We start from the raw sequence: 19,555 nt of genomic DNA, 5'->3' as shown, positions 1-19,555 counted from the left end.
CCTCACAACTTTCCGCATGCCCCACCCCAAGTCGGTGCCCGTGCCGCAGCCCCGACTCCGATGACGTCCGTCATATCACCCCGCTGTGACAGCGCCCCACGGAAGGTGTGGATCAACGACGACCTGCGACCAATTCAGTCCCACCGGCCCTTCCGGCGCCCACACCCTGACATCCCCTGCATGGCGCACGAGAGCGGGCGGCCCGTGACCGGGAGGTAGGTGACCTTCAGGCCTCCCGCCCCATACAGAGGTTGCGTCAGGCGACCGGCCGAGCAACCGACAGCGCCGGCAATCATGCAGCGACCATCACCGCCGGCGGTCCCGGGTGGCTCAGTCCGGCAGGAAGGGACTGGGCTCACCGTGCCAGGAGACGAACAAGCCTTCCCGGGCACGGGTGCAGGCGACGAAGAGCAGGCACCGCTCGGCGAGCATGTCGGTCTGGTGCTGCAGCCGGTCCACCTCGATGGGGGTGAGCGCGCTGGCGGCAGGCACGCCATGGGCGGTGACCCCGATGACGGCCATGCAGCGGTACTCCAACCCCTTGATCGCGTGCATCGTCCCGACCCGCACGGCCTCACGTTCCGGCGCCGGATCGCTTCGCAGCATCGCCGCCTCGATGCCCGCCTCCGCAAGCCGCCCGGCTGCGAGATCGCCGAGCTTGCGGGTACGGGCCGCCACCCCGATCTCCTGCGGCAGCACCCCCGCCTCCATCCAGGCGCCTACCTGGTCGACCAGGGCATCCAGCTCCTTGACCTGGGTCGCGGCCTGGTGCAGGACGGGGCGGGTGCCGTGCAAGGTGGACCGGTACCCGTCGAGGCCCTCGGCGCTCTGCCCGATGCCACCGTCGTCGTTGCCGTCCAGAGAGTCGAACGACTCACCTGTCAGCAGGGCCGTGGCCCAGGTGAGGATTTCATGCGTGGTCCGGTAGTTGAGCCACAACTGCGCCGATCGCCCGGCCACTTTGATCCCCATGCTGCGCAGCGACACCCTGTTGTCATAGATGCGCTGATGCGGGTCGCCGGCGATGAACAGGTCGTCCGGACCCTCGGCGACGCACGCCCGCAGCATCCGCCACTGCGCCGGGTGAAGATCCTGAGCCTCGTCGACCACCACATGCCGGTACGCAGGCTCACCGCGCGCAGCGAGCACCCGGGCCGCCTCGTCGGCGATCTGCAGATGCGTGAACCTGCCCTCCTCCCGCAGCTGCTGGACGAACATCTCCACCGCCCGCCACGCCCTGGCCCTCTGAACCGGCCCGAGCTGGCTGCCTCTGCCGCGTCGGGAGGCCTTCAGATACTCCTCCAGGGAGGAGATCGACTGCGCCAACACAACGTGGCGGTACTCCTGGGCGAGGAACGGCTCGGTCCACGGCAGATCCAGCTCCTCTATGATCCGCCCCCACCGGGCCTTCTCGTCAGCGTCGAGGACAACCTCCAGCCGCTGGTCGCCGCGAGCGGCGCGGACCAGCTGGTGGGCGAGACTGTCCACGTGCAGGACGTCCACCCGGCGCAGATGCTCTTCCTCGAGCAGCAGGGCCAGTGACTGCCGCAGCCCGGCGGCCAGGGCTTTGGTGTACGTGGTCAGCAGGATGCGCTGCCCGTCGGCAAGCCCGCGCACCAGATGAGCCACGCGATGCAAGGCCACCACCGTCTTGCCCGTACCAGGACCGCCGGTGACCTGCGCGGAACCCGCGTACGACGGCCGGTAGGCCACACGGCGCTGCGTGGGATGCAGGAAAACCCGCCAGGCATCGAACGGCCTGGCCAAAATGCCCAGCAGCTCTTCGGGCCCGTCGACCAGCGCGATGCGACCCTGGCTGCGCTCCATCGCCGCACCGATGTCGGCGGCGTCCACCATGTCCGGAGCCTTGCCGTCCGGCAGCTGCTGGGCCGCGACCTGCTGCCACACCTCATCGGGATCCATCTCGGCGGCCAACGCCAGCAGGACGTCGTACTGATTCTCAGGAATGATCTTCTGGAGCGCGTCCAAGTGTGCCTCGGTGGTCAAAAGCCTGACCAGCGGAAGCAGATCGCGGTCGATCCCCAGCCGCAGCAGGTCGGCGTCGCTTACCGCACTGAGCAGACGCTTCTCGGTCGTCCCGGCGATGTGCTCCATCGCCGGCGTGATCGCCTCCAACGCCTGCTCATTGCGCACCTCCAACACGCCCAGCACGGCATTGACACCGAAACGGCGGCTGCGCGCGTATTCGATTGCGTCGTCATGCGGCCGCACGCTGATCAGGCAGTAGTCGTCGCCAGTCTCCGGCGCGAGAACCACCCCGCGCCAGAACTTGTCGATGCGGATGGTGCGGATACGCGGGTCGCGTGCATGGGCGAGCTTCTCCAGGTGCAGGCCGGCGTGCGTGTGCGCCGCGAACTTCGTGATCGCGTCGTCCACCGCTTTCTGTACCGGCTTTTGCAACTTGGCGTACTCGACGAGAAAGTCCTTGGCGACACCGAGCTTCGGCAAGTGCACTTCCCCTCAACACGCGCCAACAACAGGGGCACAGCCCAACACCCCGTTGCTGCCCCGACCCCCACGACCTGCAGTGAACATACCTGATGAATCGCATCCGCCCTACGGGTGGTGGGTTTCCCATCTCGGTACGGTCCCATCAGCACGTTCAGGCCCCGTACATGCCCCCGCCCCGCGTCTTGCACCGCCGCGGGCAGCAGCGCAAGGATCTGCTGATAGGGCTCAGCTCCGCGCAGCGATCCGGCGTTTGAAGACCCGTCAGGAGCAGGCAGGCCTCACATCGCCTCCCTCACCAAGCCGGACCCGCTCCTATCGAAGGAAATTCAGCGACCACTTCGGTATGAGGACGGCTTCTCTGAGTTATCCCTAGGCTTCCCCTTCATCGACGAGGTCTTCGCTGAAGTCCACCGGCGGCGGCCCGAGCCTCACCGACATCTCCGCGATCTTCGGGTCCATGTCCCACAGCTCGCCGAGCATCGGGTCCGTGTAGCCCTTCTCGCGGCACAGCGCATCGAACTCTTCCCTCGTCATAGCCACGGCTCGTCCTCTCGGTAGTGATGTGGTGAATCGGCCTACTTGTGCACCTGGATCTGCCGGTCGATCATTTACGCCGACCACCCGCTGACAAGCCACGGCAGACGAGGTCGGTCGGCCTGAGTTGACGTAGGGGGCGTCAGGGCGGGCAGCTTGGGCTGCGGTCTGGGAAGCATCAGCTCCTCGACTGCTGATTTTATCCGCCTTGGTACATCCAGGCGATGACGTCGCAGACGCGCAGGATGCCGATGTCCTCGCCGATGCCTGCCTTGTCGCGGAGGCGGACGAGCTGATCGCGGAAGGCACCGCCGTTCGCCCGGAGTGCGGCGGCCAGCGCGGCCCAGAAGGAGTCGTCGATCGCCGGCCGCTTGAAGGTCTGCTTGACGCGGATGTCATAGACCGGGATGAGGTGGGGGCGCTTGCGAGCCAGCAGCTTGCCCGCGATGACCGGCCCACTGCCGTCGGGCTTGTTCGGATACTTCTTGCTGTCGGCCAGGCGCTCCCACAGCTCCCACGCGGGACCGCCCTTGGCTATCAGGGTGTCACTTGCAGGATCTTCCAGGCGGGCGTCCGTCGGGATCTGCGACAGCAGGCGCGTCCAGTGCCCTTGGGGATCGCTCAGCAGGTCGAGTGCTCCATGCGGCGCGAGAGAGACGCTGAGCGTGGTGACGGCCACCAAGTCGTTGCTGTCGAAGCGGTTCGCGACCTGCTGAGTATCCCCGCCACCGCCGAGACGTTCGAAGTACGCGCCGGAGTAGTACAGGTCGCCGCGCGAGCGCTGACGAGTGAAGTATTCGGTCAGTAGGCGCACGGCCTCCGCGTCGTCCCAGTAGAACTTCGGGATCGTCAGCTCGATCATGATGCCCCCCAGTTGCTCTGACTATGAGTGACCCATCGTGCAAAAACGCGACCCGTACTGGCGCGCCAACCCCTTGGGTGCCCTAGAAATCGCCCGCCCCGTGCCTTCAAACACCAGCGACCTCTTCCTCTCCGGCGACCTGTTGCGCCGGACGGAAGACGTCACGGCGAACGTTAGCCGAGGCTGCCGACATCGAGGGGGACAGTTGCCTCGCAGGGTTCAGTGGGCCTGTCGCAGTCGACTCGTCGCCGCGACCTCTTCACGTGCTGCCGCGCCGGGCCATGGCAACCGGTGCCCGCGGTCTTGCACAAGATCCCTGACGCAAGGGCTCGTGATCGCGGCTCAGCTACCGGCCCCCACACGGGGTGAGCGCAATGCTAAACACCCAAGCAGCCTCACCATCTAAGAGCGGACCAGTGTGGTTGCGGGCCTTTGTCCGTGCGATGAGTGCAGTAGGTGGTCAAAGCTTCCAACGCGCGCTGCTCGTCGGGGCCGGTGGCGTGCGCGGTCGCGGTCCGGATCTCCAGGTCCCAGCCATCTTCGACGGTGCCGGTGGAGGACAACGCGTACAGCGCGGCGGACTGGCTGTCGTAGAACTGGGAGGCGATGATCCGCGCCACGAGGTCGGAGATCACTCTGCGTTCGCGTTCCGCGGCATCCAGCTCTGCCCGGATGATGTCCCAGTCGCCCATATCGCCCTTGCCGCAGAACCCAAGCCCGGCCGACACGATGCAGACGCTAGGTCCGCCCGCTCGCGCCATAGGGGACGAATGACGGCTCGTGTCATGCAGGAGGTCTGACTTGCGTGCAGTCCTGGCCGGGCACTTGCCGGGAATCCTGGCAGGTTTAACGTCCTTAGTGAGGTCATTGACACCCAAAAACACCCGCAAGGGGTGAATGCGGTGCTACGCCCGTTACCGCGGTCGTGGGCGGCCCGTCGTGATCACAGCCGCCGCAGGATGCCGTGCTCCTGGCTCATCAACGTGCGGAAGTGCGCGACGAGGCGGCCGACCACCTCGGGGTTGCGCAGGACCACCCCGACCTCGAGGTTGTGGGTCAAGGCTTGCCCGGTGAGGTTGGCGCTGCCGAGGAAGGCCGTGTGATCGTCGGCGGCGATGAGCTTGGCGTGCAGCGCGGCGCGTCCGCCTTCGGTAGGGCGCCGGGTGGCAGGCCAGTGCCAGAAGTCCGCGGCCAGGGTACCGAAGGCGGTGCGGGCGTCCTTGCGTAACACGCCTCCGTCTTCGCGGGGGGACTCCAAGACCACGTCGAGGCGGACGCCACGGTCGGCTGCGGCGCGTAGCTCGGTCACAACCTCCGGGATCTGGTAGGCGGCGAAGCTCACGACGATCAGGCGCCGCTGGGCGGCCCGGATCACTTCGGCGATGACCTGGGCGGTGTACCGGACGGGCACGGCCGCTGTTGTAGGGCCGCTGACCACCAGGTCGACGCGGCGGGCCTCAGCCGCCGTGGTGTGGGCGACGGCCGCGGCCTGCAGGGCGAGAGCGACCGCCGGACCGTCGAGCGATGGGCGGGCGCTGCTCCAGGCACGCATCAGCGCCCGGGCGAGCTCGGCCCGGGAGCCACCGGGCCAGGCCGTCAGCAGCCGCGCCTCCACGCCAGGGGCAGGCGCAGGCGAGGTGTGCAGCACTCGGACCCAGGCCTGCCGGTGGGCAGGTGGCAGTTCGGCCGCCAGGCGCGCCAGCACCACTGGCAGGTCGGTTGCAGGCGTCGGCTCCGAGGCCGGCGCAGGCAGTGCGGTCACCGCTTGAAGAAGCCGACGGCGGGGCCGGTAAGAGTGTCGACGACCAATGCACGGTCCAGGTACTGGTTGCCGCGTTCGCAGGTGGTTTCGGCGGCGAACAAACAGGCGTGGCAGGCCGCCCCATACAGGCGGCCGTGGCCCCGGGGGTCATGCTCCGCACAGAGCGGGTCCGAGCTGCACAGACTCGCCGCGTCCAGGGCCTGCTCGAGCAGAGGACCGAGCCGGTCGGGGTCGCCGAGGCCGACCAGCCCGCCCAGGGTGCCTTCACTGTCCGGTGCGGCGGTGTACAGCAGGATGCCCGCCATGGGCTCGGGACCGGTGCGGGCGTAGATGCGCTCGCTGATGCCGGCAGCACTGTAGCCGGCCTCGAGGGCGAGCTGCCGGATCAGGACGTGGGAGACGGTGTGCAGCAGCAGGTAGCGCGCCCCAGGCCAGCCCTCATCGGGTTCCAGGCGGCGCTGGGCGCGCCAGGAGCGGTGGGCTGATCGCAGGACCGCCTGGCGCGCGGCGACATCGGGCCGCTGCTCCCAGGAGGCGATGCGGTCCTCGTTGAAGCGTAGGAAGATGCCCTCGCCGCGGATCTCGGCGCAGGGCAGCCAGGTGGGGGCGTGGGAGGTGAGCGGGGCGCGGCGGTATTCCTCGGTGTCCACCACGCCCCACTCGGGCGCGTCGATGCGGGCGAAGCCGTACAGGGCAGCGACCTCACGCAGCCGGGGCACCAAGACGACCTCGTCGAGCCAGTCGCCGCTCCCCGCCGGCACGGCGGTGCGGCGGGTCGTGAAATCGGGCAGCTCGACATCGCGGGGGTCGGTGAAGGCCTGCCATTCGGGCGCAGCCAGGTCCAGGACGTCGTCCCCCTCACCAGCCGGGGTGTTGGCTGCGGCGGCCTTGCGGCGTACCGCCTTCATCACGGCGGCCTTGCCGAAGGGTTCCAGCATGGGCCAGCACTGCAGACTGGGCATCAGCCCCAGAGCGACCCCCTCGGGGAGCGGGGCGAGCAATTCCAGCTGCCCCCAGTGCTCGGCGACCGCGTGGTCGAGGGGCTCGACCGCACGGGGAAGGCTGAAAACGCGCATCTGCATGGCGAACCAGCTGTTGGTGGCGCCCAGAGCGACGGTGCGGGCAGCGGTGCCGCACGGCTCGAAGGACCCCAGGTGGGGGTGGCGGCCGCGACAGGCGGGTAGGTTCCGCTCCGCGGCCTCCCCGTAGGCCTCGGACATGGCGCGCCGCGCCCCGCAGGAGCATTCGACATAGACGCTGGTGACCTCACCGGTGGTGCCGCGGCCAATCAGCTTCAATGTGCCGTCCGGGCAGGGATCGGCGCCCCGGTGGACGAAATACACCCACGGAAAGTCGTCCATGTGCCCGTCCGGGCACGCGAGCACGAAACGGGCGGGTACGGCGGTGGGCCGGTTGCGGCCGTTGCCCCGGCAGTTGTGCACGTAGCGGATCTTGTCGGGGGCGTAGGCGTTGGTGACCAGCTCGAACAACCCGGACACGACCGGGGCGAGCCGGTTGCACTGCGGGTTCGAGCAGCGCAGCCACCGCGGGAACAGACCGACCGGGACGCCGATGCGGCTCCAGTCGCCGAACGGGTCGGAGTCCTCGGGCGTGTAGGGCGGGGTGCGCAGGGTGTCGACCTGCGGGCCGAGGACCTTGCGCACCGCCGCGAGCAGGCGCTCCTCACGGACGATGTCCGCCCGGTCCAGCTGCCAGCCGTCCAGCCCGAGGACCATCACCGACAAATTGGGAAGGTCTGCGATGGCGCCCACACCGAAGGTGTGCAGGAGCTGGTTGGGGCGCAGCTCTCCGAGCCGCACAGTGGCATTCACGCGTTCCCTCCAGTGCCATCCGGGCTCGATGCGGGCAGGAAGGGCGGCTGATCGTGATCCCCCAGATCGTTGCCGGTGGCCATCAGCAACCGGATGCCGGGCTCGACATCCCGCAGCGAGGTGGGGCACGTCGTCAGCCGCCAGCGCCCCTGATCGGGTTCGCGTAGCAGCCCGGCGACATCGTCGGCCTTGCCCCAGGGCTTGCGGTAGGCGAGCCGGCGGGCCGGGACGGACCGCTCGTGCGCCCAGTGATCCAGCCGCTGCTCGAGGGCCTGCTCCACCTCCACACCCGTGGCGTTGGCACCGGTGGTTTCCGCGGCACGCCGCTTGAGATACCGCACCACGTGGTCGGCGAGCCGGCTGTGCCGGTCGACATCCCGAGCCCGCAAATTGCCGTTGTACGTGGACTCCAGATTCCGGATCAGCCCGGTGAGCACGCCGGTCAGCCCGCGGTCGACGGCACGCTCGGCGAACGGTGTCACGGACAGCGCCTCGACGTGACGGTAGATCGTCGCGTGGTAGTGCTCGAACCGCTCGTAGTGCGACAGGTCCCGAGGCCGGGCCCAGTTGAGCACGGTCAGGACCAGGCCTGGCGCCGCACGGCCCACGCGGCTGGTGGCCTGGATGTACTCGGCGGCCGACTTCGGCTGATTGGCCACCACCATCACACCAAGTCGGGGCACGTCGACCCCGACTGCGATCATGTTGGTGGCCAGCAGCACGTCGATGGGCCGCTTGCTCGCCTTGCCGCTCTTGCCCGTCCTGACGCTGGTGGTTGGGAAAGCGGTGGACAACTGATCGAGGATCTCCGGGATGTCGCTGCTGGACAGTCGGGAGGTCAACTCGCGCAGGATCGGATCGTACCGGCGGGCCAGCACCGCGCCGTCGGCCTGCGCCAGACGGGTGGAGACGTCGTCCTCGACCAGGCGTCGCATGCCGCCCAGCTCCCGCAAGCTGTTGAAGTAGCCGACCAGCGTCATGTACGGGTCGGTGACCGGGTTGCGGCCGTACTTCTCATGCAGCCGCTGCGCCGATCCGAGCACCGCCACATAGACGCGGATCAAGGTCGACTTGATCCGGGTGCCGTGGGCGCAGATTCCCACGTAGCGCCGCCCGGGTACCGTGTCGGTGTCGCGCTGTCGGGCGAAGAAGGTGTCGCGCACATCCAGGCCCGGAGGGGGGAAGACGCGGGTGTCACGGAAGAACAGCGCGCTGATCTGCCGCTGGGCCCGCCGCACGGTGGCGGTGGAGGCGATCACCTTGGGCCTGACCGACCGGCCGCCGCCCATCTCCCACGTGCACAGCCGGTCCACCGCCGTCTCATACAGGCCCACCAGCGACCCGAGCGGCCCGGAGATCAGATGCAGCTCGTCCTGGATGATCAGATCCGGCGGCCGCAGCGCACTCACCGGCACCGTACGCGCCGCCCGCGCATCCCCCTTCGCCGGATGGGAGCCGCTCTCCCATTCGGCGTCCTTCAAATCCGCGGTCAGGTAGCCGTGGCGTTCGCAGCGCTCGGTGACGTTCCCGAACAGCGCCTGCGTCTCGCCCTTCCACGGCAGCTGCGCGAACTTGTCGACCGTCGCGATGACCAAGGACGGCAGCAGCCGGTAGATCTCCTCATCCACCACCACGACCGGCAAACCCTCGGGCCGGCCCTCGCCGTCGGAGCTGTTCCACTCCGTGAACGGACAGGCGAAGTGAGGGTCGCCACACAGGATCAACGTGCGCCGCCGAAGGCCGTCGACCCGGATGTCGCGCCCCGGGCTGATCGGGTTGCCGCACCACGGGCAGCCGGTGAGCTGGTGCGGGGAAGCGCGGTGCGACTCGCCCCTGTCGCTGCGGAGCCGGGTCAGCCAGTCCTCGGCTGCATCCGTCCGGTTCGGTGTGACCTGCCCACCGACCCACAGGCCGATCCTGAACCGCTCCTCGCCCCAGGTGCCCGGGTCCTGGCGGCGCAGCACCTCGCACGCGCATATCAGCGCCGCGGCCCGCTGGAACTGCTGGATCGTCAGCAGCCGCAGCGTGTAGCGCATCAACACAGCCATGCCGGCTCGAGGGTCACGATCCCCCCACGCGGGCTGCAGGCGGCGCATCGCCAGCGTGAACGCGGTCAACCCCAGATAGGCCTCGGTCTTACCGCCACCGGTGGGGAACCACAAAAGGTCCGCCACACCCGAGTCCGTCCCGCGTTCCGGGTGCGCCGGATCGGCCAGCGCTGGCAGATTCAGCAGCACGAACGCCAACTGGAACGGCCGCCAGCTCCGGTTCTTGGCAACATCGCACTCCGCCAGCGCCGCCTCCAGCGTGACCCGCTGCGGATCCGCACGGCGCATGGCGGCGGCAAGACTGTGCACGCGCTGCAGGTGCATGGCCTGATTGGCGAACGCGAACGCCTGCCGCGCCGTCGCATCGGTCAAGACCAGCCGGATACCAGCCTCGATCCGCTCGGCCGCCTCCCGCGCCTGCGCAAGGTTGGCATTGGCCTCGAGCGCGAAATCGTCCAAGTGCGCGCGGGAGTCACCGATCTCCGCTTCACGGTCGGCGATCCACCGCCGGTAGCCGGTCACCAGCGGCATCAACGCCGCCTCCAGCTCCGCCGGGCCCATCGTCCCCAGCCGGGACATGTCCGTCACCAACTCGGCCAGCTCCGGAAGGTCCGGGTCCTCCGCCGCGGTGGGCACGTCGGTGTGCGGAATCTCGTACCCGGGCACAGCGGCCGTGCGGACCGCGACCGCAGCCAACGGATCCCCAGGGGCCGCCTCGACATGAACCGCGACGCCATGCCCAACCGCGAACTCCGGATGAAACCGGTACGTCATCGCCAACCGGTTCTGCTCCTGCCGATCAGCGGCGTCCCCACCGGAGGCCCGATCGACCACACGGCGCCGGAACACCGCAACGCCGTCCGCAGCCGCGGCAGACAACTCAGCCTGGAACAGCCACGCCTGCTGCTTACCTATGGCGCCCGCCTGATCATTGACGAGAAACAGCGACACCAGCCAGTTACCACCGAAGCGCCGCGCCCGGCCCCGCACCCGCACCTGCGGCGCCTCCGGATCCGGCGCGACCGACTGCAAGTCACCCTCGACAAGCGGCACCGTGACCGTGTCACCCATCGGGACCCGCCGCCACACGCTGCTGCGACGACTGCCCTCCGGCGCCGTCGCCGTCTCGTAGCGACCCCACGTAGCCGTCACAGCCAGCTCCCGGGCCTCGCCATCCACGCACGAGGTGAAACCGAACGTGGACGGGAAAAGGCTCGGCACATTGGGGGCGTCCGGCTCCGCATCGCCTTCTTCACCACCGCTGGGCTCCGCGCCGGCCAGGTTCTCCTGCTCACCCGGCTCGATCACCGCGCCCCTCGGCGCGAGCCGCCCCAGCAAATAGCGGTCTGTCGGGCGCTCCGCGATCTCCTCCTGCACATCGCCCACCGGGCCGAGCAGGTCGGCCACCACGGCCTCCTCCAACTCGTTCCGGATCTTTGCCGCGGTTGGCACCTGCAGCACGCCCTCATCACCCATGCGGATCACCCTAGGTTCCACGACTGACACCCAGACAGCCCTCTCAGAACAAGGAATCCGGCGGAGGCAGCAGTGCCCCGTCGTCGAAGATGAAGGCGTCACTACCTTTTGTTCGGCCACCGCCGCCCTGTTCCTCGGCATGACGTGCAAGGTTCAGCTCCAGCAACCGGTCCAGCACCTCGACCTTTATGTCGGGCGCGATAGTGAACCGTGGACCCTGCCAGGTCTCGTGGAACCCGTGACCCAGCTCCAGATCGGTCCAACCGTAGGCCTCGTTTACTACGCGGTCGATCTTGATGTGGATCTGCCGCAGTCGCTCGACTGCCGGATCGGCCACGTTCGGGTCGTGTACCTGGTTGTAGAGCTTGGTCAAGCCGAGCTGCCGTTCCAACATGAGCGAGCGACGGTAACAGTCCAGCTCTTCACCGGCCTCGTCCATCCGGGCGGTAAGGGCAGGCTTGGGGAAAGTCTCATAGACGTCGGAAGGGGTGTAGCGGAGGTCGCCCTTGAGGCTGGACGATCTCGTGATCGCCCACCAGTAGTGGTGGGCACTGGAAAGCAGCGTCAGATTTGCGGCACGATCTGTGGCGAAGACTCCCAACGCGTGGGAGAACACTTGCCCTCTTGGCTGCCAGAGCGGCAATGCTGTCTTGCTGACCAATGCGATCGCAAGTACGCGGTCCAAGCCGGCGATGGTTCGGTACAGCTGTGGGGCGCGTTCGGCGTATTGCCACCACCGTTCACGACGCGCCTTCCGCTTGTTCTGCGCTCGCTCCGGCTTGACCTTCTCCTCGATGATCGCGTACAGATCCGGATATTCCTGCGCACGCGTCTCCGTCCAGTCGTGGAAGTTGATCACCCAGCGGCTGGCCGAGCAGTCCATCCGAGAGTTGAGGTCCTCCCCGTTGAGGTAGGGGAAGAGCGCGTCGGCGTAGCGCGCAGCCTTCGCGATGAGGGCGCGTGCCTCTTTGGTCTCGAGGATGAATCCCTTGCCGAGCACAATTGAGCCCTGGAACGACTGCCCTGCGTTGGCCGCCAGTCGACGCGGGTTACCGTTCACCCGACTGACCGGGTCGAGTGAGGGTGTGATGCCGCGCACCGGTCGACCGTCAAGTACCCGAAGTTCGATCTCGCCAGGTCGGCCCAGCCACAGGAGCGAGACCTCCAGCGACGCGGTGCCTGGCCACGGCTGGGACTTCACGGCGCGATAGATCGTTCGGCCGTGCTCAAGTGACTGGTCCAGGCCGACTTCACGGGTGTCGCCCTGGGCGATGGTGTTGGTGGCGATGATGCCGATCCGACCTGCTGGCACCAGATCGCTGTCACGGAGTAGAAAATACGCGCACAGGTCGGCACTGCCGGTGCGTCCATCGGCGATCCGCTCGACCAGGTAGTCGCGGTAGTCCTTACCTGAGCTTCCCGTGATCTTTTGCCCGCCCACGAACGGAGGGTTCCCTACGATCGCGTCGAACCCGCGACCGTCTGGGCCGAACAGTTCGGGGAACTCTAGCGGCCAGTGCAGTGGCCTGGTTGGCTCGGGGCGAGGGCCGCCTAGCCAGCCATCGATCTGCTGCCGTGCCGTCTCTTCCGCCTTCGCAATCCCACGTAGTGCGGCGTGGACTTCTTCAGACAGGCCGGTCAGCCGGTCATCGTAGGCATTCGCCTTCTGGCCAGCAGCGGACAGGGCAGCAGCGACCACGGCGTCGGCGGCAAGTCGGAGTTTCTCGGTGAGGTCGTCGGCATACATCAGCTTCTGCGCCTTTAGCTGCGCCTGCCGAATGTCGATGACGGGTGTGGCCGCGATGTCCTGGCGCACTTCGGTGGCCCGGGCGAGGATGCGAGCCGCGTCTTCCTCGATATCGCCGTGCAGGCGCGCGTTGATGCGTCGGCCAATCTCGGGATTGAGATGAAAGGCGGTGATCTGGTCGATGGAGGTGACTCCGATGAGGGAGTCGCCGTGGCGCAGGGCGTGGTCGAGGAAGCTGAAGGGTTTGTCCTTGGCGAGGGTGACCAGCCAGAGGGAGAGTTTGGCGAGTTCGACGGCCATGGGGTCGCGGTCCACCCCATACAGGCAGCGGTCGACGACCAGGCGGCGGGCGGTGCGGGCCCACTCATCACGGTCCGCCTCCTCACCGACGAGCGCCCTCACGTCGGCGGGCAGGCCGTCACGTTCCCACGCCTGAACGACCCGTTCGGCAAGGTAGCGGCAGGCGGAGACGAGGAAGGCGCCGGAGCCCATGGCGATGTCGGCAACGCGCAGGGCCAGCAGTTGGTCGGCTTTCTTGACCTGCCAGGCGTCGGGTTCTGCGCCGTCGGCGGGCCCGGGTGAGTAGCACAGGGGGGCGAGGGTGTGTTCGACGACCTCTTCGGCCAGGGCGCGCGGGGTGTAGTGGGTGCCGGTGGCGCGGCGGTCGCCGACCTGGGTGAGGACGACCGAGCCGGTCGGGCCGACCACGGGCCAGCCGCGCAGGTCTCGGCGGAGCAGGCCGAGGAAGGGACGGATCCGTTCGGCGAGGGCGGCGTCGTTGTCGCAGGCGGCGTCCAGGTCGGCGAGGTCGTCGCCGGTCGGTTCGGCGGCGAGTGCCTTCTTCAGGGTGGCTGCGGTGAAGCCGGCCTTGTCCTTCAGCCAGGCAGCGAAGGCGGCTTCGCCTTCACCGTGTGCGTGCTCGACCTGGGCGAGCGGCAGTTCGGGTTCCAGCTTGCCGGCCAGCCCCACGTACGGTTCGGTGACCCGCAGGCAGGAGAATTCCAGCAGGCCTTCATAGACGTGACCGATCTGCTCGACGTTCAGACTCGCATACGAGAGCTGTTCGGCGCCGTGCTTGCCGCGCAGCACCAGGAGTGCGTCGAGGATCTCGCGGGCGACCCGGTCGCTGACCTTGGTGTCGGCGAGCCATGGGTACCGGTCGGGGTCGAACAGGGAGCCGCCATAGGCGGGGATGCGCAGATCGGGGTGCTCGCTGCCGTCGTGCAGCGCGGCGAACGTGGCGAGTAGGCGCGGCCACGCGGCGGAGCGGCGGTCGCCGACCTCCTCGCCGTACAGGCTGCGCTCGTCTTCCAAGTGCCGGTGCAAGCTGGAGATGGCATAGGAATCGGCGTAGAGCTCCGACTCGATCGGCAGCAGGCGCTGCTCCTCGGCATACAGCAGGAACACCAGGCGCATCATCACGGTGAGCGCGGCCCGGTAGATATCGCGGGCCTCGACCTGATCCAGCAGGGTGCCGCCGGATTCGCGGTCCAGTCGGGAGAGTTCGCCCACCAGCAGGTCGACGGCGGCGCGGACCTGACGGCCCAGGGTGTCGGTGATCTCGGCCTGGGCTGAGGCACTGCGGTCGAACAGGGCGGCCAGGCTTTGGGTGGGTGTCCCGTCCGGACGGGTGGCGGGCGGCAGGACCCGCTGCGTGCTGAGGAGGGTGGCAAACGCGCGCAGCAGAATGCGCTCTTCCAACCAGAGGTCGGCATCGAAGGTGGCGGCGCTGGTGGGCTCGCCGCGGCGGGCATGGACGAGGATCCACAAGCGACCGCTGGTGACCAGGGCGAGCGGGACACCGGTGCGGCGGCAGGCCTCGGCGGCCTGCTCGACAGGGGAGGACTCGCCCTTGGACGCGCGGGTGAGCCGTTCCTCCCAGGGACGGCGGTAGACGAGCAGGCGGGCGGCGCGGCCGCCGGTCCCGTCCGGGCCGAACGCCACGGCGTCCGGCCGCAGGTTGCCACCGCCGGCCGAGGCGGGTGCCGTGAACTCAGCCGGTACGGCCGCCCCTTCGGTGAGGGTGGGGCCGCTGTAGGCGAGCAGCTCGCGCAGGACCAGGTCCGTCCAGGCGGGCGCGAGCAGGTCGGGGGCCTGGCAGACCTCGGCCCAGGCCTGCCGGACGCGGGCCAGGGTGTCGTCGGGGATGGTCTCCAGCCCGTGCGGGAAGACCTCGGTGAGGACGGGCAGGGCGAGGAACGGCCCGTCGACCGGGAGGAGGCGCAGCCAGTCGGCGTGCTGCTTGCCGGGGGCGGGTGCGGCGGGGTTGGTTGAACGCGGCATCAGCGGGCACCTCGGGCCAGCGCGGAGGGGACGAGGAAGGTGACGGCGGCGGGGAACCAGCGCGCGGTGGGGTCGGCGTAGCGCCGGCGCAGGGCTGCGGTTTCCTGCTCGCGCAGGCCGGGGATTGTCTCCAGCCGCTCGGTGAGCGCGGCGCGGTCCTTGCGGAGCTGGTTCGCCTCGGCGGCGACCTCGAAGAGGCTGGCCTGCTCCCAGTGGGCGTGGTCGGACAGCGCGGTGCGGATGGAGCGCTCCAGGTCGGCCAGAACGCTCTCGACTCCGGTGACCTCTTCGTTGCAGCGCCGCTCGAGCAGGCTGTGCAGGCTGCGGGCCCGCTGCTCCGCCCTGGCTCCCAGAGCCCGGCCTAGGGGGCCTTCCAGAGTCGGCCACAAGTCGGTGAGCCGGCCCAGGAGGGCGACGTCGGGGAGCTGTTCGGTGGCGGCGTCCAGCCAGGAGCTCAGGTCGGCCTCCTTGGCGCGGACCAGCTTGCCGCCCTCAATCAGACCGCCGGCGGTCACGATCTCCTCGTGCAGCCGGGTGCCTTCCGAGCCGGTGACCACCACCCTGCCGTGGGCGATGACGGCCGGGGTGCGCAGGGTAGCGCCGGGGACGACGCGGGCGGTGACCCGGGTGAGCTTCGCGCTGGTGCCGCCGGCCCAGATCTCGGCGCGCAGCAGGCGCAGGCACATCTGCACCAGCCGGTGGCCCAGGTGCAGCAGGACCAGGTCGGTGCGGTCGGCGACCGCGTCGGCATCGAAGGTGACGGGCCGCTCGGCGCCGGTGACCGGGTGGTGCAGGCCGTCGTTGCGGGCATCGGCCCAGGCACCGGGAAGCTCGGGCAGGCGGAAGCAGGCGGCGCGCACTCCCTCGGGCGCCTTGGCCGGTATGAGGTCCTTGCGGTGGGCGAGGGCCAGCCCGGTGCGGACCACTCGCTCGACGGTGGCGGGGGAGAGGTTCAGCTCGCTGCGGCTGTCGGTCAGCGCTTCGGTGAGTCGCTGCAGGTCCCGGGCCAGGTCACGTTCGATCTTCAGCACCGCACGCCCGGAGCGGCGGGTGATCTCCGCATCGGCGGTCTGCCAGTCGGCGCGCTTGCCGAGCATCTTCTGCTCGACCTGGGTGGCGATCACCTCGCCGGCGCTGCCGAGGTCCTCGCGGATCTGGTCGACCTTGCGCGCGGCGTGGTGCAGGAAGTACAGCTCGTTCTCCAGCGAGCCCTCGGCGAAGGCACCCGGGTCAGCCTCCGCGCGCTCCCAACCGGCAGGCACGAAGTGGAAGACCTCCACGCGCGAGGCGCGCTGGCCGTGCCGGTCGATGCGGCCGTTGCGCTGCTCGAGCCGGTTGGGGTTCCACGGGATCTCCCAGTGCAGCAGCCGGTGGCAGTACCGCTGCAAGTTGATTCCCTCGCTGGCCGCGTCCGTGGCCAGCAGGATCCGCACCTCCCCACCGGGCAGGTGAGGGGACTCCTGGAAGACGTTCTTGACGTGCTCGCGTTCCTTCTCGTCCTGACCGCCGTGAAGCTGGGCGATCCGCTCAGCCGGAACCCCGGCGGCGACCAGCCGCTCATACAGCCACCGCTGGGTGTCGCGGTACTCGGTGAAGACGATGACCCGCTGGTCGGACCACTGGCCGCCCGGGCGCACGATCGGGTCGAGCCAGGTCGTGAACGCGCGGAACTTCCCATCCGCCCGGTCCTGCGCGCCCCGCGCCCACGACCGCAGACGCTCCAGCAGCTTCCGCTCCTCGGCCGACAGCGGCGCAGTGACCTCACGCACCGCACTGAACGCCTCCGTGGCCGCAGAGGCGAACGCCGCATCGTCCTCGGCGGTCTCCTCCAGCCGGTCGATCAGCGGCCGCAGCACCCGCGTGCCCGCCTCCTCCGCCAACGACGGGCGCACCCCCAGGCCCAGGGGCCCGTGCTCGCGGGCGTTCATCGTCGCCAGGTGCGCGTCCACCGTCTCGGCGAACGCCTTGGGGGAAGAGAACAGCCGCTTCTTCAGCAGCGTGGTGACGAAGTCCGCCGCGGTACGCTGCGCCGCGCCCGACGCTGCCTGCCTGCGGCTGGCCGCGTAGGAGGCGAGCATGCCGTGCGCCTCACGCTCGGCATCGTCGTACCGGACCGGCAGCACTTCGAGGACACGTTCAGGGAAGCGGGGTGTGCCGTCCCAGCGCGGCGGCAGATCCCGCTTGAGTCGGCGCACCATGACCTGCGCGAGCTGCTCGGGATTCGGCTTGACGCCGCGCGCGAACCGCTGGTCGTCCAGCAGCTCCAGCAGTGCGGTGAACGACTCGAGATAGCCGTTGTGCGGGGTGGCCGACAAGAACAGCCGGTGCTCACAGTGTGGGGCCAGTGCCCGGATCGCCCGGGTGCGCTGAGAGTCCACCGCGTACCGACCGGTGCCGGACGGCACACAGGTGTGCACCTCGTCGACCACCAGAAGATCGAAGGCCCGCGGATAGTTCGGCACCGGCGGGAGTACCTCGCGGAGCAACCGCATCGGCCGCTCCCGCTTGAGCCAGTCGATGCTGACGATCAGCCGCGGGTAATGCGTCCACGGGTTCGCGTACAGGCCACGGGAGCGACGCAGCTCCTTGAGCATGCCGGTGTCCACGATGCGGAAGTCCAGGCCGAACTTATCGCGCATCTCATCCCGCCACTGCACGGTCAGGCCAGCGGGACACACCACGAGCATCGTCCGGGCCCGGTGGCGAAGCATCAGCTCCTGCATCACCAGGCCTGCCTCGACGGTCTTACCGAGACCCACGTCGTCGGCGACGAGGAGATTGGTGCGGGGCATTGACAGCGCCCGCACCACCGGGTCCAACTGGTAGTCCTCGATCTGAATGCCGGAACGGAACGGCGCCTGCAACGCGGTGCGGTCCGCCGAGGCGATGGCCCCCCAGCGCACCGCGTCCAAGAACGCATCCAGCCGTTCGGGCTCGTCGAAGCCCCGCTTGGGGGAGGGCAGGACGTGCTGGTCATGGGCGACCGCCCCGTACTCCAGTTCCCAAACCACCCGCAGTTCCTCATCGCGGGCATCATCCTCAATTGACACCAAAGTGACGACGTGCTGGGGCGGCGTGGTGAACGACGCGGTCGCGTCGCTGGAGGCCACCGTGCTGGCCACGACATCCGAGGCGATCCACTGACGATTGCGGACCGTCACAAGCTGTCCCGGTGCAGGCGCACCGGCGCTGTTGACCTCAACGAGATCAGGCATGCTTCGAAACCCCACCCCTGAAAGGCGCCCCGAATCCCGGTAAGAGAACCTCACCGAGTCTCCCCAACGGGGCAGTAGTGTGAAGATCGTAGTGGATTTGTGTAGCCCCGGGCAGGGGGTCTGCCTGGAGATGTGCCGGTGCGGGCGTCCGCACTCTCGACACGGCTCTCACCGCCGCGGAGTGCGCGTCATCGTCTGCACCCTGTGGTCGTTGCCGGACGCGGTCTGTGCCATCTAGACCACTGTCCTCCACGCCTGCCTCAAGAACCAGGCCGCGACCCGAGGCGAGGCCTTCCGCGCGGGCGTTCGCTGCCAGGGCGACGAGGGCTGGGAGCGCACCCCAGAGAGCGCGGCTCCGTACCCGGCTGAGGACGCCTTGTCGGCCGCAGACCTGGAGTGGCGGGCGAGGATCAAGCGCTTCCCCGCGGGAGAGCAATCGGAGTGGCCCAAGCAATCGGCGCTGTCGGAGAGCAGCGGCGTGCTGCGGTCAGTCGCGACAGGAACACCAGCGAGAGCGACGGCTGGCCCACGTGCGGCAGCCCGGACGGCGACCGTCAGACCCACGGAGTTTGCCGCTCCCCCTCCGTGCCCAACTCGACGGGCGTGGCCCGGCATCGGAACACCAGCGCGCCGCCCGCATCCTCACCACCGGCGACCCCGACGCGTTCCTCGCCTGGACCGAACGCGTCCGACCCCCTACTCGAGCCGGACACCGAGGCCGTACCCGACACACTGCGCGAGCTGTACCGGCGGGTGCTCGACGACACCCGCCTGGGGCCCCGGTCCCTGCTGCGCCGGATGGCGGCCGACCAGGGGACCGACGCCGCGAGTATGATCCGGCGCCACTCGGCGGACGCCGTGCGGCGCGCGATGAGCAGTGGATCGTGGGCCGCATTGATCCGCGACGTCGTGCAGGACTGGTGGCGCGAACAGGCGTCGCGTACCGCTCTGACGGTGCGCGACGACATGCGCCAGGAGGACTTCCTCCCCTGCCCCTCCATCTCGGCGCGCTGCACGAGACGCTGAGGTGGTGCGGTGAGGCGGCCGAGGCAGCCGCCGCTCGGATCGACGTCGAACTGACCGTTCAGAATGACACGCTGCACGTTTGGCTCGGCCTTGACCGGGTCCATGTGCGGTCGGCCTGCGAGGACTTCGCCCGACTGCTGTCACACACCCTGCCCTACACCGACTGCCTCGTCGCGACGACCACGTCTTGCTCCGCCTCCACGGTCACGTCTGTCATCAGGTGTTACTTCCTGTTCGAAGATCCACCGTTGACCGTACAGACCCTTGACTTCGGAGGCGCGCGCCGTTGATGCCACGT

General features: G+C 68.9%; 10 protein-coding genes. 1 reads left to right on the top strand and 9 read right to left on the bottom strand.

The window, feature by feature from the left end:
* Positions 1-330: 330 nt before the first annotated feature.
* The 9 genes from ACQPXS_RS47290 to drmD all read right to left on the bottom strand — a co-directional run bounded on the left by ACQPXS_RS47290 (position 331) and on the right by drmD (position 18,231).
* Entirely contained in the window at positions 331-2,469 is a 2,139-nt protein-coding gene (locus tag ACQPXS_RS47290; RefSeq protein ID WP_433456589.1) for a UvrD-helicase domain-containing protein, read from the bottom strand.
* Positions 2,470-2,841: 372 nt separating this feature from the next.
* Complete coding sequence (locus ACQPXS_RS47285; RefSeq protein WP_433456587.1) at positions 2,842-3,006, bottom strand: hypothetical protein; 165 nt, start codon at positions 3,004-3,006, stop codon at positions 2,842-2,844.
* Between the two features lie 199 nt (positions 3,007-3,205).
* Positions 3,206-3,868, bottom strand: a complete 663-nt coding sequence (locus ACQPXS_RS47280) for a DUF6308 family protein (protein ID WP_433456585.1) — start codon at positions 3,866-3,868, stop codon at positions 3,206-3,208.
* A 395-nt stretch (positions 3,869-4,263) separates the two neighbouring features.
* Positions 4,264-4,596 (bottom strand): hypothetical protein, encoded by a 333-nt coding sequence (locus ACQPXS_RS47275; protein WP_433456583.1) that lies wholly within the window; start codon positions 4,594-4,596, stop codon positions 4,264-4,266.
* 215 nt (positions 4,597-4,811) lie between these two features.
* Positions 4,812-5,630 carry a DISARM system phospholipase D-like protein DrmC gene (gene drmC, locus ACQPXS_RS47270; protein ID WP_433456581.1) on the bottom strand — a complete coding sequence of 273 codons (819 nt, stop codon included), beginning with the start codon at positions 5,628-5,630 and terminating at the stop codon, positions 4,812-4,814.
* Positions 5,627-7,462 carry a DrmB family protein gene (gene drmB, locus ACQPXS_RS47265; RefSeq protein ID WP_433456579.1) on the bottom strand — a complete coding sequence of 612 codons (1,836 nt, stop codon included), beginning with the start codon at positions 7,460-7,462 and terminating at the stop codon, positions 5,627-5,629. Before drmB ends, drmC begins: the two co-directional genes overlap by 4 nt.
* Positions 7,459-10,986: a DISARM system helicase DrmA gene (gene drmA / locus ACQPXS_RS47260; protein WP_433456577.1), complete on the bottom strand. Its 3,528-nt coding sequence runs from the start codon at positions 10,984-10,986 to the stop codon at positions 7,459-7,461. The genes drmB and drmA overlap by 4 nt, the downstream gene beginning before the upstream one ends.
* Positions 10,987-11,029: 43 nt before the next feature.
* Positions 11,030-15,016: an Eco57I restriction-modification methylase domain-containing protein gene (locus ACQPXS_RS47255; protein WP_433456575.1), complete on the bottom strand. Its 3,987-nt coding sequence runs from the start codon at positions 15,014-15,016 to the stop codon at positions 11,030-11,032.
* Entirely contained in the window at positions 15,016-18,231 is a 3,216-nt protein-coding gene (gene drmD, locus ACQPXS_RS47250; RefSeq protein WP_433456573.1) for a DISARM system SNF2-like helicase DrmD, read from the bottom strand. Before drmD ends, ACQPXS_RS47255 begins: the two co-directional genes overlap by 1 nt.
* 585 nt (positions 18,232-18,816) lie before the next feature.
* Here drmD and ACQPXS_RS47245 point away from each other — a divergent pair.
* Entirely contained in the window at positions 18,817-19,257 is a 441-nt protein-coding gene (locus ACQPXS_RS47245; RefSeq protein WP_433456571.1) for a hypothetical protein, read from the top strand.
* Positions 19,258-19,555: the final 298 nt, after the last annotated feature.

Origin of the sequence: Streptomyces sp. CA-142005, from assembly GCF_050942335.1 — a bacterium.
GTDB lineage: Bacteria > Actinomycetota > Actinomycetes > Streptomycetales > Streptomycetaceae > Streptomyces.
The sequence above is the reverse complement of the archived record's forward strand: the minus strand, read 5'-3'. Positions and strand labels throughout refer to the sequence as shown.

Bases quoted from the DNA above. Each gene is read 5' to 3' on its own strand.
- ACQPXS_RS47285 (WP_433456587.1), bottom strand. From the start codon at position 3,006: ATGACGAGGGAAGAGTTCGATGCGCTGTGCCGCGAGAAGGGCTACACG.
- ACQPXS_RS47280 (WP_433456585.1), bottom strand. From the start codon at position 3,868: ATGATCGAGCTGACGATCCCGAAGTTCTACTGGGACGACGCGGAGGCC.
- drmA (WP_433456577.1), bottom strand. From the start codon at position 10,986: ATGGGTGATGAGGGCGTGCTGCAGGTGCCAACCGCGGCAAAGATCCGG.
- ACQPXS_RS47255 (WP_433456575.1), bottom strand. From the start codon at position 15,016: ATGCCGCGTTCAACCAACCCCGCCGCACCCGCCCCCGGCAAGCAGCAC.
- drmD (WP_433456573.1), bottom strand. From the start codon at position 18,231: ATGCCTGATCTCGTTGAGGTCAACAGCGCCGGTGCGCCTGCACCGGGA.